Raw genomic sequence first — 13,879 nt, 5'->3', positions numbered from 1 at the left:
CGTTGTGATTGGGGTCAGAGCCCTTTTCTGCGAAAGGGATCTGCCCCCGCTCTGGCTTCATCGCGGCGCCACATAGCCTCCCGGCACGCCTTCCGGCGAAAGCACCAGCTGCCACAACTGCGCGTGCCGGCAACGGAAGGTCGCCATCGAACCGGCCAGATAGAAGCGCCACATCCGCCGGAAATGCTCGTCATAGCGCGCATCCAGCCGCGGCCAGGCCGCCTCCACGTTGCGCCGCCACGCCTGCAGTGTCAGGTCGTAGTCGGTGCCGAAATTGTGCCAGTCCTCCAGCACGAACCGCCCCTCGAATGCCCTGCTGATCTGCGCCGCCGAGGGCAGCATCGAGTTGGGAAAGATGTAGCGCGCGATCCACGGATCGGTACGATGCCGCGACACGTTGGTCCCGATGCTGTGCAGCAGCAGCAGGCCACGTGGCGACAGGCAGCGCCGCGCCACCTCGAAGAAACTGCGGTAGTTCTTGTCACCGACGTGCTCGAACATGCCGATCGAGAAGATCGCATCGAAGGGTTCGTCCAGCGCGCGGTAGTCCTGCAGGCGGATCTCGATCGGCAGACCGGCGCACAGCTCGCGCGCGAATTCCGCCTGCTCCTGCGAGATCGTTACACCGACCCCGCTGACTCCATAGCGTTCGGCAGCGAACTTCAGGGCCTCACCCCAACCGCAGCCGATATCCAGCACCCGCTGGCCCGGGCGCAATCCCAGCTTGCGGCAGACCAGGTCCAGCTTGGCTTCCTGTGCGGCGTCCAGATCATCGGCCTGCCGCCAGTAGCCACAGCTGTACACCAGGCGCCGGCCCAGCATCGCCTGGTACAGATCGTTGCCCAGATCGTAGTGGCGACGGCCGACTTCGTAGCTTCCCTGCCCGGCCTGCAGGTTGAACAGGCGCGCCTTCAGCGCGTCGGCCACTTCCCGCCAGCCGTGCACCCGTTCGTCCAGATGCGCCTGCATGAGGTGGACCAGGAATTCGTCCAGGACGTTGGCGTCCCACCAACCATCCATGTAGCTCTCGCCCAGGCCGAGCGAACCGTGCGCCATGACCCGTGCGAAGAACCTCGGATCATGTACCTGGATGTCCTGTGGCCGGGAGCCGCCAATGCGGACCCCGGCTTCGTGGAGCAGGCCGCTGACCCGCTCCTGCAACCCTGTATCCACGCCCCCTCCTCGTCTGCGCTCAACCGCGTGCGAACAGCTCCACGTAATCCTTGGCCACGTGCGGCAACAGCACCGCCGCCGGCACATCGGCGGTCTGCGTTCCATCCGAGTATGGACCCACCTGGTAGGGCGGGAAAACAAAGCGCAGCGCGGTGATCTGCCCCTTGTCGTCGGTCAGCGGCTGGAACTGGCTGAAATTGTCGGGCTGCGGGCCGGTGCCATCGGCGATCATGCGCGATGCATTGCGCAGCGACTCCTGCAGCTCGGCCGGCTCCATGTCCTCGCCGCTGAGGCGTGTCGCCACGCGCTCGCGCAGCTGGTCCGCGACGAAATCGCTGATCGCCTTCCAGCCCTTGCTGTCGGTCACCAGCTTGTCGGCGCTGAGCATCTGCTGTTGCTCTGGCAGCCAGACGAAACGTGCCACCAGGGGTTCGCCGTGGGCGCCGCCGGTGTAACGGCTGCCATCGGCACTCACCACCACCAGCTGCGGCGTCTCCAGCACCTTCTCGAAGCTCAGCGAGAGTTCGTAGGGCATGGTCGGCTTGTCGTTGCCCAGCCCATCGAGCGCCTGCTGCAGCTCGCTGCGGGCCGTGGTGGCGTAGTCCTGGAGCGCACGCGCCAGGCCCGGATAGCGGTCGATGCCTGCCGGATAGCTGATGCCCACCACCTCGCGTTCGTTGTTCTCGATCACGTCGCGCAGGTCGAGCGGTGCTTCCGCAGCGGGCGCCTCGCCCGTGGCGGAGGCATCGGCGGCCGGCGCCGCGTCGGCCACCGGTGCCGGGGTTTCGGCTTCACGCTGGCAGCCCGCCAGCAACAGCACGCCTGCCACACCGGCCAGCACGCTTCCGCGCAGCAGCCGGTTGTTTCCAATCTTCATCGGGATCCCCTGTTCATGTTCATCCATCATCGCCCGCCCTGGCTTAAGCGTAGCCCGCTGGCGTCATCCCGCCAGAAGGTCGTGATACTCCTCATGCCGCTGCAGGAATGCCTCGGCGTAGGCACACGCCGGCACGACCTTGTACTTCTGCTCCCGCGCGAACCGCAGCGCCACGCGGGTCAACTCGCCGGCGATGCCCCGGCCGGCGATCGGCTCGGGCACCTCGGTGTGGGTGATGACCATGCGTCTGCGCTTGATCTGGTAATCGAGCACCGCCACCTGTCCACGCACACGGGCAGTGAAGCGATGGTTGGCCTGGTCGTGATCGACCTCGTAGGCCAGACCGGGGGGCGTGACCGAAGCCATGGGACTGTCTCCTGCGGCGACTGCGTGGATGGTGCGCAGCCGGGCGCCATGATCGCGTGAAGCCTGAACAGGGGCAAGTCCAGGCCCTCCACGTCAGTTTGCGACCCTAAAGCTGGAGCGCCCGCGGCCGCTATCGCCTGCGGAGGGGTCCGGCCACGCTGGCACGGCCCTTGCGACCGTAGACCGTGCGACTGCCGTGGAGGCCCCCGATGCACCCCAGCCATTCCCATTCCGATACCGACCGCGCCCTGCTGGAGGGCCTGCTCCAGCTCGCCGTGGAAGGCCAGACCGACGAGCAGGCCTTCCAGCGTATCGGCGAGGAAGTCTTCGCCCGCCTGCTGGACACCTACGGCCAGCAGACCCGGGCCTGACCACGAGCGGGGGCCCTGCCCCGGGGGGGGGGGGCCGCCGGGGGGCCCCCCCCACCGGCGCATGCACAGCGACAGAGTCTGGCCGATCGTGTCGGCGCGCTCGAGCAGCAGATGTACAACAACAGTGCCAACCAGGACCTGTTGAACCAGATCAACCAGCTGCGGCAGCAGGTGACCAGCCTGCAGGCCTCGATCGAGCAGTTGCAGCACGACAACGCCCAGCTCAAGCAGTCCGCCCAGGATCAGTACCTGGACCTGGACAGCCGCCTGAACCGGTTGGAAGGGGGCAATGCCCCGGTCCTGCCCCCCGTTCCGGCGAACGCGCCGCAGGCCGCACCGGCCCCGGCCAAACCGGCAGCGGCGGCCACTTCCGAGCGGCCGCCGTCCATCCATGGCGATCCCGGCAGTCTGGCCGCCACGGGTGATGAGCGCACCGCCTACAACGTCGCCTTCGATTCGCTCAAGGCCGGCAAGTACGATGATTCGGCGCAGCTGTTCCTGAGCTTCCTGCAGTTGTATCCGAACGGCGTGTACGCGCCGAATGCACTGTACTGGCTGGGCGAGAGCTACTACGCCACCCGCAATTTCCCGATGGCCGAGACCCAGTTCCGCGAGCTGCTCTCACGCTATCCGACCCATGACAAGGCCGCGGGCGGCCTGCTCAAGGTCGGCCTCTCGCAGTATGGCGAGGGCAAGGTCGATCAGGCCCAGCAGACGCTGGAGACCGTCGTGGCGCAGTACCCCGGCTCGGACGCCGCGCGCACCGCGCAGGACCGCCTGCAGTCGATCCGCCTGGGCCAGCAGATCCGCTGACCGGGCGTACAATACGTGTCCCGTAGCGCCGAGCTCATGCTCGGCTGCTTTCGTTTCCGGATCGGCCAACCCGCCCGGATCCGGTAGCGCCGGGCCATGCCCGGCGGCTCGCATCACCGGCTGGGCCATGCCCGTCCGGTTGCTGTTGTAGAGCCGAGCCATGCTCTGCTGCTTTCGTTACCGGCCACGGTAGCCCACCCGCCACGTGTCCCACAAAGAAGTTCCCGCCATGACCGCCGTTACCCCGTCCAACGCCGTCGCCACCCCCAGCGACATCGTGCAGTCGCCCCTGCCGCGCCTGAAGATCACCGAGATCTTCACGTCGCTGCAGGGCGAAGCCGATACCGCCGGCTGGCCGACCGTGTTCGTGCGCCTGACCGGCTGCCCGCTGCGCTGCCAGTACTGCGACACCGCGTACGCCTTCCACGGCGGCACCTGGTGGGATATCGACGACATCGTGGCCGAAGTGCTGGCCCAGGGCGTGCGTCACGTCTGCGTGACCGGCGGCGAGCCGCTGGCGCAGAAGCGCTGCCTGGTGCTGCTGCAGAAGCTGTGTGACGCCGGCCTGGACGTCTCGCTGGAAACGTCCGGTGCGCTGGACGTCAGCGCGGTGGACCCGCGCGTATCACGCGTGGTCGACATCAAGACCCCGGGTTCGGCCGAGGTGGCGCGCAACCGCTGGGAGAACCTGCCGCTGCTGACCGCACGCGACCAGATCAAGTTCGTCATCTGCAGCCGCGAGGACTACGACTGGGCCAAGGCCCTGCTGGCCGAGCACGAGCTGGTGAAGCGTTGCACGGTGTTCTTCTCGCCCAGCAAGGGGGAGATCACCGCGCGCCAGCTGGCCGACTGGATTGTTGAAGACCGGCTTCCGGTACGCTTCCAGATGCAGCTGCACAAGATTCTGTGGAACGATGAGCCGGGCCGCTGAGGCCACCCTTGTTTCCTGATGCAACTCCGGCGCGGGACAGCGTGCTGGCTTTCCTCCCCCAACCGGAAGATTTTCCATGAAGAAGGCAGTCGTGCTTCTCTCCGGCGGCATGGATTCAGCCGCCGTCATCGCCATGGCCCAGGAACAGGGCTTTGCCGTGCATGCCCTGAGCGTACGCTATGGCCAGCGCCACACCTCCGAACTGGACGCCGCCGCACGCGTGGCCAAGGCCCAGGGCGTGGTCGCGCACAAGATCGTGGATGTGGACCTGCGCAGCATCGGCGGCTCGGCACTGACCGATGACATCGACGTGCCCGAGGCCGGCGGTGCCGGCATTCCGGTCACCTACGTGCCGGCACGCAACACCATCATGCTGTCGCTGGCCCTGGGCTGGGCCGAAGTGCTGGGCGCCAACGACATCTTCTGTGGCGTCAATGCCGTGGATTACTCCGGCTACCCGGACTGCCGCCCCGAATTCATCGCCGCCTTCCAGACCCTGGCCAACCTGGCGACGAAGTCCGGCGTGGAAGGCGCGGGCATCAAGGTGCACGCGCCGCTGCAGTTCCTGAGCAAGGGCCAGATCGTCAGCGAGGGCGTGCGCCTGGGCGTGGACTTCGGCCTGACCGTGTCCTGCTACAACGCCGATGCCAACGGTGCCGCGTGCGGCCACTGCGATGCCTGCCGCCTGCGTGCACAGGGCTTCGCCGACGCCGGCGTGGCCGACCCGACGCTGTACGCCTGAGGTGATGGGGGCTGATGCCCCAATGGTGGGTGCCAACCTTGGTTGGCACTGAGCGCCGGGCAGGCCTGACGCTGGTGGGTGCCAACCTTGGTTGGCACTGAGCGCCGGGCATGGCCTGACTCTGGTGGGTGCCAACCTTGGTTGGCACTGTGCGCCGGGCAGGTCTGACACTGGTGGGTGCCAACCTTGGTTGGCACTGTGCGCCGGGCAGGCCTGACTCTGGTGGGTGCCAACCTTGGTTGGCACTGTGCGCCGGGCAGGCCTGACGCTGGTGGGTGCCAACCTTGGTTGGCACTGTGCGCCGTGCATGGCCCGGCGCTACCGCTGCTGCAACCAACCCGAAGCTTCGATGAAGGCCCGCACCGCCTTGGGATCGGCGTAGTCCAGCTCGATCATCCGCGCGATCCCCGCCTTCTCATCGGCCTGCCTGCGCATGTACTCCTGCGCGATGCGATAACCGGCGTAGTAGCCCACGTCGCTCACGCCGAACGGATTGCGGGCACTGTTGTACAGCCAGTTGTCCAGGTCATCGCCGTCCATCTCGGCGATGAACCGGGTACGTATCTCCGCCTCGTGCAGCGGGCCGTAGTCATAGAGCGGCAGGGCAGGGCGCCTGCCGCTGATGCGCTCGGCGATGTACTCGGCCACACCCTCGCGTACCGCGTACTGCGCCAGATTGCCGGTGGTCTCGCGTTGCTGGGTGTGCACATACTCATGCAGGTTGTTCTGCGCGTTGTTCGCGCCGGGGCGGCTGTCATAGAAGATGCGCAGGCGGCTGCGCATCGGCTCCGGCAGTTCGCTGACATCCACGCGCTCGTCGCCCAGTGCCATCTCCGCACCGATCAGCACCTGGTCGCCCAGCGTGGTGCCGCCGGTACGCAGCACGCCCACCGCATAGGTGATCGTGGCCGGGCGCAGGGAGGGGTAGAGCGTGCGGAAGGCCATGAGATCCTGTTCCAGCGTCGCGCTGGCACTGCGGGCGTTGGTTGTCAGTGGCCTTACCGAGTTCCAGAACCGCGGCCACGCGCGCATGGCATCGGCATACTCGCGCGCGGTGTAATTGCGGACCTGCATCAGCGCATGCAGGCCGGGACTGCCCGGGTCGACGTAGTGCTGCTGCACGAGCGCCACCCGGCGCTCGGCATCGGGTTCGGCGCGCACCGCATCGTAGGTGGCCCAGAAGCGGGCGATGTCGCCGCTACGCACCGGGGACGCCGCTGCCAGCGCGGCGCCGGGCAACAGCAGTGCGGCGATCAGGGGCAGGCAGCGGCGCATCCTGGCTCTCCAGTGGGGATCAGGGATGGGATGCGCGGTGTGGGCGGAAGGTTTAAGCCGGTTCAAGCCGGCTGCCCGGGCGCTTGATTGGCCGGACTGCGGGCATGGGGTTTCGCGTCGCGTGGCAAAGTAGGGTAGAATGCCCACCCCCGCCACGCGGCTGGGGCAGTGCACCGGGCCGTTAGCTCAGTCGGTAGAGCAGAAGACTTTTAATCTTTTGGTCGTAGGTTCGAATCCTACACGGCCCACCATGTGCACCAAGGGTTTCAGCCCTTCCCCCGCGCTCCGCAAAATATCCACCGCTCCGCGCGGTGCTTGGCTGCGGCCGCCTGATCGACTATCTCTGCTTTCAAATCGAGCGATCGCAATTGCCAATTGGGGTAAGGCGCAAAGACCTGAGCCTTTGCGCCGATGTTCATGTGGGGAACGTTACTCGAAGATCACTTGATCGCCTTGGAAGAACTGGCTCCAAGTATTCACAACCACGCAGCCATCGTTGTTGCAGTACTTTTCCGTACATTGGTACCAGCCACCCCCGAGAGGGCTGCAGGTTGTTTGAAAGCCGGCGGCCTTCGCTTCAGGCACCACACCAATTGTAGACATCGCACCGATCGTGACAGCAATGAAACCGAACAGGATGTTATGGGTCTTCATAATCACTCCTCTAGGTCTTGGCTAGCTCGACATCTACGAGCGGTTCAGAGTCTTTCAGCTCTCCGATTTCCGTGCTATAGGGAAATTCCTACATTGTGGTTTCCCGAACTCGCCTCGCGCGTGTCCACAGAACGCAGGTGATGGTGGCAACAACCATTACGCCGGCCCAACGCCAGCTGCGGCCAGACCAGTACCCAGTTTCATTGCTCCCAGATCACGGCCAGTGGCCGGCCAGACGCGTGGGCCGTTCCGTCCAGATTGCCGCCGCTGCCAGAGGCCGGTTGCGCCAGAGCCAAGTTGAAAAGCGGTGCCGGCTTGCGCGAGGCGCGTTTGGTCCAGCAGCAGCCCAGGAGCGTAGCTCGATTACTTGATGCTCTCGGGGCTGAAGCCGCGCTTGAAGTGATACTCAACCAGCATCCACCCGCTGTCGATCCCTGTATGGGCCCAGGTTTCGATGGAGCCATCTGCCTGGCGATTCGTGATCGTGATCGCCTCGCCCTGCCGCCCTGAGGCGGGCAGCTCCACAGTTGAGCCGCTGGATGTTCGAGTCAGCGGCTGCGGCTCAATCTGCCTGCGGACAATAGAAATCTCTCCCCCAGAGGTGATGGGCGCATGGCCGGGAGACCGTGCCTTGACCCACGCCAGAATGGACGCGGCCTCGACGGAGCCTGCCGGCCAGGTCGTCCGCGATTCCACGGTGGTGCGCGCCTTTACGGGGGCGGCTTGTGCACCGGCCAGTGCCGGGCCGACAGACACACTCGTCAACAGCGCGATGCCGAAAGCAAGCGACTTCGTCTGCATGGGAGTTCCATTCCTTGGACAACAATCAGCGGACGCGTTCTGCGCGTCCTGTGGAGGCTACTTCGCCGTCGCAGCCTTGGCCTCTGCTGCCTCGCGTTCCGCCGCCACGGTGGCAGCCACATTCGCAGCGCGGGCGGCGGCGTTCGCGGCCTGCTCCGCTGCGGCACGATCAGCACTGAACTGCGCCTGCCGTTGGATGCTGTATCTGCGCTCCAGTTCCACTGATGCAGCGAAGCTGTCGGGATGCTTCGCGGCGCAGGCCTGCTGCACCAGTTGCACCGCACGGTCGGACAGCCCGGGCTGGAGGTTAGCGAGCAAGCAGTCGCCATACGGAGCGGATGCGGTTGGGCCTGCGGCCAGTGCGACGACGATCATTGCATTCAACATGCGTACCTCCTTGTAGGTTTGAACATGACGATGGACCGGTCCGGCCCGAGTATGGACCGCTTTGCGGCAGCGGGCTACTCGGCCCGCACATCCCGGCACACCAGCTCGGCCAAACTGCGGCAGGCGAAGAACAGCCCTTCCACTACCCCGGCGTCCAGATGCCGGTCCGGCGTGGCCATTTCCCGGCAGCGGTCGGCGGCGTGCAGCATTTCCGCCACGGTGAGCATGCCGATGGCCGCCCGCTCCACCCGCGACAGGGCAACCCCACGCCCCGGGGAAACGTCGGCCTCAGGCCAGGGCAGACCATCGGCACCTTCACCCGCGCGGATGCGTTTCAGGCAGCCCAGGAAGGTGCTCAGTTCGGGCGATGGGTTGTCGTCGTCATCATCGATGCTGGCGGCGTGTGAAGCATAGTGCGGACGTTCGGTCATCTCGGCTTCCTCGGCTCTTGCGTGGACGTGCCACCGCGCAGAGCGGGTGGCGGGCGATGCGTGGCTGCAAGCCGGGATGACATCAAGCAATTGACCGGCGGGTCCAGAGACCCCCACGCACCGCCCGCCATGAAGGCCGATGGATCACCCGCCGGCACCATCCAGTGATGATGCCGACGGGGGAGCGCAAACAACATGCTTGAAAGTAATCACGGGCTTGCAGGCCCGGTGCCACTTGTTGTCGGTGGCGCTGCATGGTGATTACGCACGCGCTTGGATTTCAATGAGGATTCTCCGAAGAGAAATGTGGAACCAAGGCGCGCGACGATGGTGGCGCAGGTGCATCTGATGCGGCAAGCGACAGCACGCGACGTGTTGATGCTTACGCCCGGTTTATCGCGTTGGAAGTTGTCGAGAACAGCGGGTGGCGGCGACCGTGCCGTGATGTGTCGCGTGGAAAATGGGCGTGACTTTCGCCTGCAGCGGTGGCAAGGCCTGCGAGTCGTACCCTCGAAAATCGGTGCATTTGCGACGACCGAGATGTTGGCGTCCGCGCCAGAGCGAGGTGTTGTAGAGCCGAGCCATGCTCGGCTGCAGTTCGCGTCAGGGCCAAGCCGAGCGTGGGCTCGGCTCTACAGTGATCCATCCACGCTTGGCGTGGATCTACAGCGACCTCGCGCTATGCTCGGCCTCTTTCCCAGGACGGGTTCCCCCATGCGCCCCATCGTGCTGTCGCTGTTGTTGTCCGCCGTCTCCCCCGCGCCACTGATGGCCGCCGAACCCGCGCCGTCCGCGCAGACAACGCCGGCCGCGCCGCTCGTCATCGGCGAGACCTTCACCGTGCAATCGAAGGCGCTGGGCGAGACCCGCCGCATCAATGTCTACCGCCCGCAGCCGTGGGGCCTGGATCCGAAGGCACCGCTGCCGGTGCTCTACATGCCCGACGGCGGCATCGGCGAGGACTTCCTGCATGTGGCGGGGCTGGTGCAGGTGCTGACCGGTAACGGCAGCATGCGCCCGTTCCTGCTGGTCGGCATCGAGAACACCGAGCGCCGCCGCGACATGACCGGCCCCAGCAAGGACCCGCAGGACCAGAAGATCGCGCCGCGCATCGGCGGTTCGGCGGCCTACCGCGCCTTCCTGCGCGATGAACTGATGCCGCAGGTGCGCCAGCGCTACCCGACCACCGACGAGCGTGCGTTGATCGGCGAATCGTTGGCCGGCCTGTTTGTGGTTGAAACACTGCTGCAGGAACCGACCCTGTTCAACAGCTACATCGCGCTCGATCCCAGCCTGTGGTGGAACCGTGGCACCTTGCTGGCCGGCGCAGCCACGCAGCTGCCGGCGGTGACGCAGGCAAAGCCACGCGTATTCCTGGCCAGCAGTGGGCAACCGGAACTGGCCAGTTCCGCGGCGCAGCTGGCTACGTTGCTGCAACAGGCGTCGCCGTCGCCGCTGGTGAAGTACCTGCCGCTGCCAGAGGAAACCCACGCCACGATCTATCACCCGGCCGCATTGCAGGCGCTGCGCACGCTGTTCCCCGCGCCGCCAGCTTCGCCCTGACCGCACTGGCACCGGCGTGCACCGCATGCAAGAATGCGGCAGCGGCGCCCGTAACGGGAGTGTGTATGATGAAGCGTGTGCGTGGATGGAGTGTGGCGGCCTGTCTGGCCGTAAGTGGCTGTGCGATGTCGGTGGCGCCACCGGCGGCGCAGAGTGAGGCAAAGCAAAGCGCGTCTACCGTCGCGCCGGGTGTGGTGCTGCCGGATACCGAGGCGCTGCGCGTGCACGATCCGGTCGGCCGCGATTACCCGGTGTGGGTGGCGTTGCCGGCCGACTACGCCGCACATCCGGAAAAGCGCTATCCGGTGCTGTACGTGACCGACGCGCTGTACAGCTTCCCGCTGGTGCGCAGCGTGCGACACATGGTGGGGCAGCAGGGCGTCAACATCGAAAACTTCATCCTGGTCGGGCTGCCGCCGCAGGAGGGGCTGACCTCCAGGCAGAGCCGCTCGCGCGACTACACGCCCAGCGACCCGGTACGTACCAATCCGCGGGAATACAGTGATAAGGTCAGCTACGGCGGTGCCGCGCACTATCGCGACTTTCTTGCCGAGCAGGTGCTGCCGATGATCGATGCGCGCTACCGCACCGATCCGGCGCGGCGCGCCTATGCAGGCCATTCCTATGGTGGCCTGTTCGGTGCCTATGTGCTGACCACGCGCCCGGACATGTTCCGTAGCTACATCCTGTCCAGTCCGTCGCTGTGGTTCGATGATCATCGCGTGCCGCGCATGCAGGCGGAGGCCAAGGCGCCGACGCAGCCGACCACGGTGGTGCTGTCGGTAGGCAGCTTTGAAACGGTCAAGCCCGAGCCGCGTTACTTCACCCGCAACGACATGCTGCGCGACAACGCCGAGTTCGCCGAGCAGCTGCGCAGCAGCGGACGTTCGTTGAAGGTGGAGAACATGGTGATCGATGACGAGGACCACTTCACGGTCTACCCGGACGTCATCACGCGCGCGCTGCTGAGGGTATTCCCGGGCACCGGGCCGTACAGCAGCGGTTGACGGCGGAGGTCATCCACGCAGGGCGTGGATGGATGCTTCACGCCGCCTGTGCATCCGGCCCGGTCAATACGCCCACATCCGCGTGGCGGAAGCACAGGCGGATGGCATCGAGCAGCTCGCTCATGTTGTACGGCTTGGGCAGGAAATGGATGCCGTCGCGCAGCTGCGGCAGGACGGCGTGCTGGTCCATGCCCGATGTCACCAGGATCGGCAGCTGGGGATGCAGGCCACGGACCCGGTTGGCGGCTTCAATGCCGCTGATCAGGCCCAGATTGACATCGGTGAACAGCAGGTCGAACCGCTCGCCGGCGGCCAGCAGGCCCAGTGCCGCTTCGGCAGAGCTCACCCCCACCACGTGGCAGGCCTGGCTTTCCAGCGCCATGCGGCTCAGTTCGCGGGTCTCCTCCGCGTCCTCGATCAGCAGGACGCGCGGTTCAACGTGGCGCTTGGACAGCAACATGACGCGACAACTCCGGACAGCGACGGTGAAAAGGCGCGCAAGTATGCGCAATCCGGTAGTGATCCCGGCGTGCACGGCAAGCCACGTGGGTGTTACAGGCGGCGGCGCCGGCGCAGGCCCCAGGCCAGGACCGCGACCGCCAGCAGAGCCGTGCCGATGCGCAGGCTGGTGGCCTGCCAACCGAGCGCCACGGCGTCGTCCAGGCTGAACACGTTCCAGGCCAGGTTCATCGACACGTGCAGCGCCAGGCCGCACCACAGGGTGTTGCCATCCAGGCGGTCCAGCCAGGCGAAGACGAAGCCGCCCAAGGCGATCACTGCGCCGACGAACAGCGCCACCCCACCGCCATCGAAACCGCCGAATCCAAGCCAGTGCACCATGCCGAACAACAGGGCCTGCGGCAGTGCGAGCAAGGGCCACGGGCCGCGCACGATCTTCACCAGCAGAATGAAGCCCAGGCCGCGGAACAGAATCTCTTCGGCCAGCGGAAACAGAACGGCCAGCATCGTCGCATCGAGGGCGGTCAGCGCCGTGTTGGGTCGGCCGAGCACGGCCAGACCCACCCAGCAGGGCAGGCTGGCCAGCAGCACCCATAGTGGTCCGCGCATCCCGTTGCCGCGCAGGCCGAGGCTTTCGGCCAACCCCATGTGGCGCGGACGCAGCAGCAGGGCCAGCAGCACGGCCACCAGCACCGCCAGGGCGTTGTCGAGCAGGCTGCCGCCATAGGGGATCGGCAGGCCGGGGATGGGCCGCCCCAGCGCCGCCGCGATGTCACGTACGTTCAGCCCCAGGCCCGTTCCCAGCAGGACCAGCAGGATCCGGGCGGCAGTCGGCAGGTGGGACAGGACACTCATCAGCGCATTCCATGCGGGACCAGACCGCAGTGTGCGATGCGGCGCGATGCAGGGCACGCGCCGGAAGTCCCCCTGCCATCGGTCATGCGTTGCCGGACAGTCATCGCAGAGCAGGTAGAGTCCAGATCAGACCTGACAGGAGCGATGCCGATGCTGTGCCCCGTGTGCAAGACCCAGACCCTGCAGATGGCCGAGCGCCACGGCATCGAGATCGACTACTGCCCGAATTGCCGCGGCGTGTGGCTGGATCGTGGCGAACTGGACAAGATCATCGAGCGCGCCAATGCCGGTGCGGCGGTGCCGCCACCGCCGCCAGCACAGGCACAACCGGCGGCAGTGCCACCGCCGGTGATGCACCGCGATACCCGCCACCTTGGCCAGCGTCACGACGAAAACCGTGGCCAGCACGGTTACGGCTACAAGAAAAAGAAGAAGGAAAGCTTCCTGTCCGACCTGTTCGATTTCTGACAGGCCCACGGGGCAGCGGCGATCCCGGGGGCGTCAGGCCCGGCGCAGGATGAACTCGCGATCGCGGCTGTCGCCGACGATGAAGTCGTATTCGCCGGCCTTGCTGCAACCGTAGCGCGCGTAGAAGCGCTGTGCGCCGAGGTTCTCCTCCCAGACGCCGACCCACAGGGTGCGGCGCTGCGGCGTATCCAGCCAATGCAGGAACGCCTCCATCAGGCGCGCCCCGTGGCCGCCGTTCTGGTACGCCGCCAGCACATACAGGCGCTTGAGTTCGATGTCGCCGTCGCGGGCGTCGACATGCGGCAGGGTGTTGGCTCCTGCGGCCAGATAGCCAACCACCGTATCGCCATCGAGCAGCAGCCAGACCGCGCTGCGTGGATCGGACAGCTCGATGCGCTGCGGCTGCGTGCTGTAGTGCGCGTGCAGGAACGCATGCAGATCCTGCGGCGGATAGGAGTCGCCCCAGGTTTCGGTGTACGTGGCGATGGCGATCGCTGAGAGCGCTTCAGCGTCGGCGAAGGTGGCGCGGCGGATCTGCAAGGCCATGATGCAAGCTGCGAAAGAACGTGCCGCAGTGTAGCCGGGCCCCGGGGGGACCCGGGGCGGCGGGGGGCCGCCATTTGGCGGCGAGAAACCCCAGCGCCCCCCCCCGACCCCCCCCGGGGGGCGCGCGGGGGGGGCGGGCTAGTAGGGGGGTTGGGCCGAA

Annotated in this window: 18 protein-coding genes and 1 tRNA gene; 8 read left to right on the top strand and 11 right to left on the bottom strand. The window is 66.4% G+C overall.

Features of this window, described 5'->3' with window-relative positions:
• Nucleotides 1-57: 57 nt before the first annotated feature.
• The 3 genes from cfa to ACVOMM_RS09370 are packed head-to-tail and all read right to left on the bottom strand — an operon-like array spanning nt 58 to nt 2,416.
• On the bottom strand, nt 58-1,173 hold the full coding sequence (gene cfa / locus ACVOMM_RS09380) for a cyclopropane fatty acyl phospholipid synthase (RefSeq protein WP_065175474.1): 1,116 nt from the start codon (nt 1,171-1,173) through the stop codon (nt 58-60).
• A gap of 19 nt (nt 1,174-1,192) precedes the next feature.
• Entirely contained in the window at nt 1,193-2,077 is an 885-nt protein-coding gene (locus ACVOMM_RS09375) for a DUF3298 and DUF4163 domain-containing protein (protein ID WP_053516935.1), read from the bottom strand.
• Between the two features lie 36 nt (nt 2,078-2,113).
• Nucleotides 2,114-2,416, bottom strand: coding sequence for a GNAT family N-acetyltransferase (locus tag ACVOMM_RS09370; RefSeq protein ID WP_053516908.1), 303 nt, complete (start codon nt 2,414-2,416; stop codon nt 2,114-2,116).
• Between the two features lie 209 nt (nt 2,417-2,625).
• On the opposite strand from ACVOMM_RS09370, the gene ACVOMM_RS09365 reads away from it, so the two are divergent.
• The 4 genes from ACVOMM_RS09365 to queC all read left to right on the top strand — a co-directional run bounded on the left by ACVOMM_RS09365 (nt 2,626) and on the right by queC (nt 5,273).
• Entirely contained in the window at nt 2,626-2,787 is a 162-nt protein-coding gene (locus ACVOMM_RS09365; protein WP_481526152.1) for a hypothetical protein, read from the top strand.
• Nucleotides 2,788-2,802: 15 nt separating this feature from the next.
• Entirely contained in the window at nt 2,803-3,600 is a 798-nt protein-coding gene (ybgF, locus tag ACVOMM_RS09360) for a tol-pal system protein YbgF (RefSeq protein WP_481526167.1), read from the top strand.
• A gap of 229 nt (nt 3,601-3,829) precedes the next feature.
• The gene (gene queE, locus ACVOMM_RS09355) at nt 3,830-4,531 is read left to right on the top strand and encodes a 7-carboxy-7-deazaguanine synthase QueE (protein WP_053520244.1); all 702 of its coding nucleotides are present in this window, start codon (nt 3,830-3,832) and stop codon (nt 4,529-4,531) included.
• A gap of 76 nt (nt 4,532-4,607) precedes the next feature.
• On the top strand, nt 4,608-5,273 hold the full coding sequence (queC, locus tag ACVOMM_RS09350; protein ID WP_180875523.1) for a 7-cyano-7-deazaguanine synthase QueC: 666 nt from the start codon (nt 4,608-4,610) through the stop codon (nt 5,271-5,273).
• A 318-nt stretch (nt 5,274-5,591) separates the two neighbouring features.
• Here the strand turns inward: queC and ACVOMM_RS09345 are convergent, their stop codons facing one another.
• Nucleotides 5,592-6,548 carry a DUF2268 domain-containing putative Zn-dependent protease gene (locus tag ACVOMM_RS09345; protein WP_180875524.1) on the bottom strand — a complete coding sequence of 319 codons (957 nt, stop codon included), beginning with the start codon at nt 6,546-6,548 and terminating at the stop codon, nt 5,592-5,594.
• A gap of 175 nt (nt 6,549-6,723) precedes the next feature.
• Here ACVOMM_RS09345 and ACVOMM_RS09340 point away from each other — a divergent pair.
• Nucleotides 6,724-6,799: transfer RNA gene (locus ACVOMM_RS09340), tRNA-Lys, on the top strand.
• A gap of 178 nt (nt 6,800-6,977) precedes the next feature.
• Here ACVOMM_RS09340 and ACVOMM_RS09335 read toward each other — a convergent pair.
• The 4 genes from ACVOMM_RS09335 to ACVOMM_RS09320 all read right to left on the bottom strand — a co-directional run bounded on the left by ACVOMM_RS09335 (nt 6,978) and on the right by ACVOMM_RS09320 (nt 8,821).
• On the bottom strand, nt 6,978-7,202 hold the full coding sequence (locus ACVOMM_RS09335; protein WP_128990225.1) for a hypothetical protein: 225 nt from the start codon (nt 7,200-7,202) through the stop codon (nt 6,978-6,980).
• Between the two features lie 363 nt (nt 7,203-7,565).
• The gene (locus tag ACVOMM_RS09330) at nt 7,566-8,003 is read right to left on the bottom strand and encodes a hypothetical protein (protein ID WP_180875525.1); all 438 of its coding nucleotides are present in this window, start codon (nt 8,001-8,003) and stop codon (nt 7,566-7,568) included.
• 57 nt (nt 8,004-8,060) lie between these two features.
• Nucleotides 8,061-8,321, bottom strand: coding sequence for a hypothetical protein (locus tag ACVOMM_RS09325; RefSeq protein WP_481526151.1), 261 nt, complete (start codon nt 8,319-8,321; stop codon nt 8,061-8,063).
• A 143-nt stretch (nt 8,322-8,464) separates the two neighbouring features.
• Nucleotides 8,465-8,821: a hypothetical protein gene (locus ACVOMM_RS09320; protein WP_180875526.1), complete on the bottom strand. Its 357-nt coding sequence runs from the start codon at nt 8,819-8,821 to the stop codon at nt 8,465-8,467.
• 714 nt (nt 8,822-9,535) lie between these two features.
• Between ACVOMM_RS09320 and ACVOMM_RS09315 the strand changes: the two genes are divergently transcribed.
• Both ACVOMM_RS09315 and ACVOMM_RS09310 read left to right on the top strand, forming a co-directional pair.
• A complete protein-coding gene (locus ACVOMM_RS09315; RefSeq protein ID WP_481526150.1) occupies nt 9,536-10,384 on the top strand; it encodes an alpha/beta hydrolase in 849 nt (282 codons plus the stop codon).
• Nucleotides 10,385-10,452: 68 nt separating this feature from the next.
• A complete protein-coding gene (locus tag ACVOMM_RS09310; protein WP_481526149.1) occupies nt 10,453-11,391 on the top strand; it encodes an alpha/beta hydrolase in 939 nt (312 codons plus the stop codon).
• A 37-nt stretch (nt 11,392-11,428) separates the two neighbouring features.
• On the opposite strand, the gene ACVOMM_RS09305 is transcribed toward ACVOMM_RS09310, so the two are convergent.
• Together ACVOMM_RS09305 and ACVOMM_RS09300 are read right to left on the bottom strand one after the other, a co-directional pair.
• Nucleotides 11,429-11,851 carry a response regulator gene (locus ACVOMM_RS09305; RefSeq protein WP_074899596.1) on the bottom strand — a complete coding sequence of 141 codons (423 nt, stop codon included), beginning with the start codon at nt 11,849-11,851 and terminating at the stop codon, nt 11,429-11,431.
• A gap of 92 nt (nt 11,852-11,943) precedes the next feature.
• The gene (locus ACVOMM_RS09300) at nt 11,944-12,705 is read right to left on the bottom strand and encodes a CPBP family glutamic-type intramembrane protease (RefSeq protein WP_481526148.1); all 762 of its coding nucleotides are present in this window, start codon (nt 12,703-12,705) and stop codon (nt 11,944-11,946) included.
• A 150-nt stretch (nt 12,706-12,855) separates the two neighbouring features.
• Between ACVOMM_RS09300 and ACVOMM_RS09295 the strand changes: the two genes are divergently transcribed.
• Nucleotides 12,856-13,173, top strand: a complete 318-nt coding sequence (locus tag ACVOMM_RS09295) for a TFIIB-type zinc ribbon-containing protein (RefSeq protein ID WP_053520162.1) — start codon at nt 12,856-12,858, stop codon at nt 13,171-13,173.
• A gap of 33 nt (nt 13,174-13,206) precedes the next feature.
• On the opposite strand, the gene ACVOMM_RS09290 is transcribed toward ACVOMM_RS09295, so the two are convergent.
• Nucleotides 13,207-13,719 carry a GNAT family N-acetyltransferase gene (locus ACVOMM_RS09290; RefSeq protein ID WP_065174771.1) on the bottom strand — a complete coding sequence of 171 codons (513 nt, stop codon included), beginning with the start codon at nt 13,717-13,719 and terminating at the stop codon, nt 13,207-13,209.
• Between the last annotated feature and the right edge of the window lie 160 nt (nt 13,720-13,879).

Source organism: Stenotrophomonas sp. STEN009 (assembly GCF_056760395.1).
The sequence above is the reverse complement of the archived record's forward strand: the minus strand, read 5'-3'. Positions and strand labels throughout refer to the sequence as shown.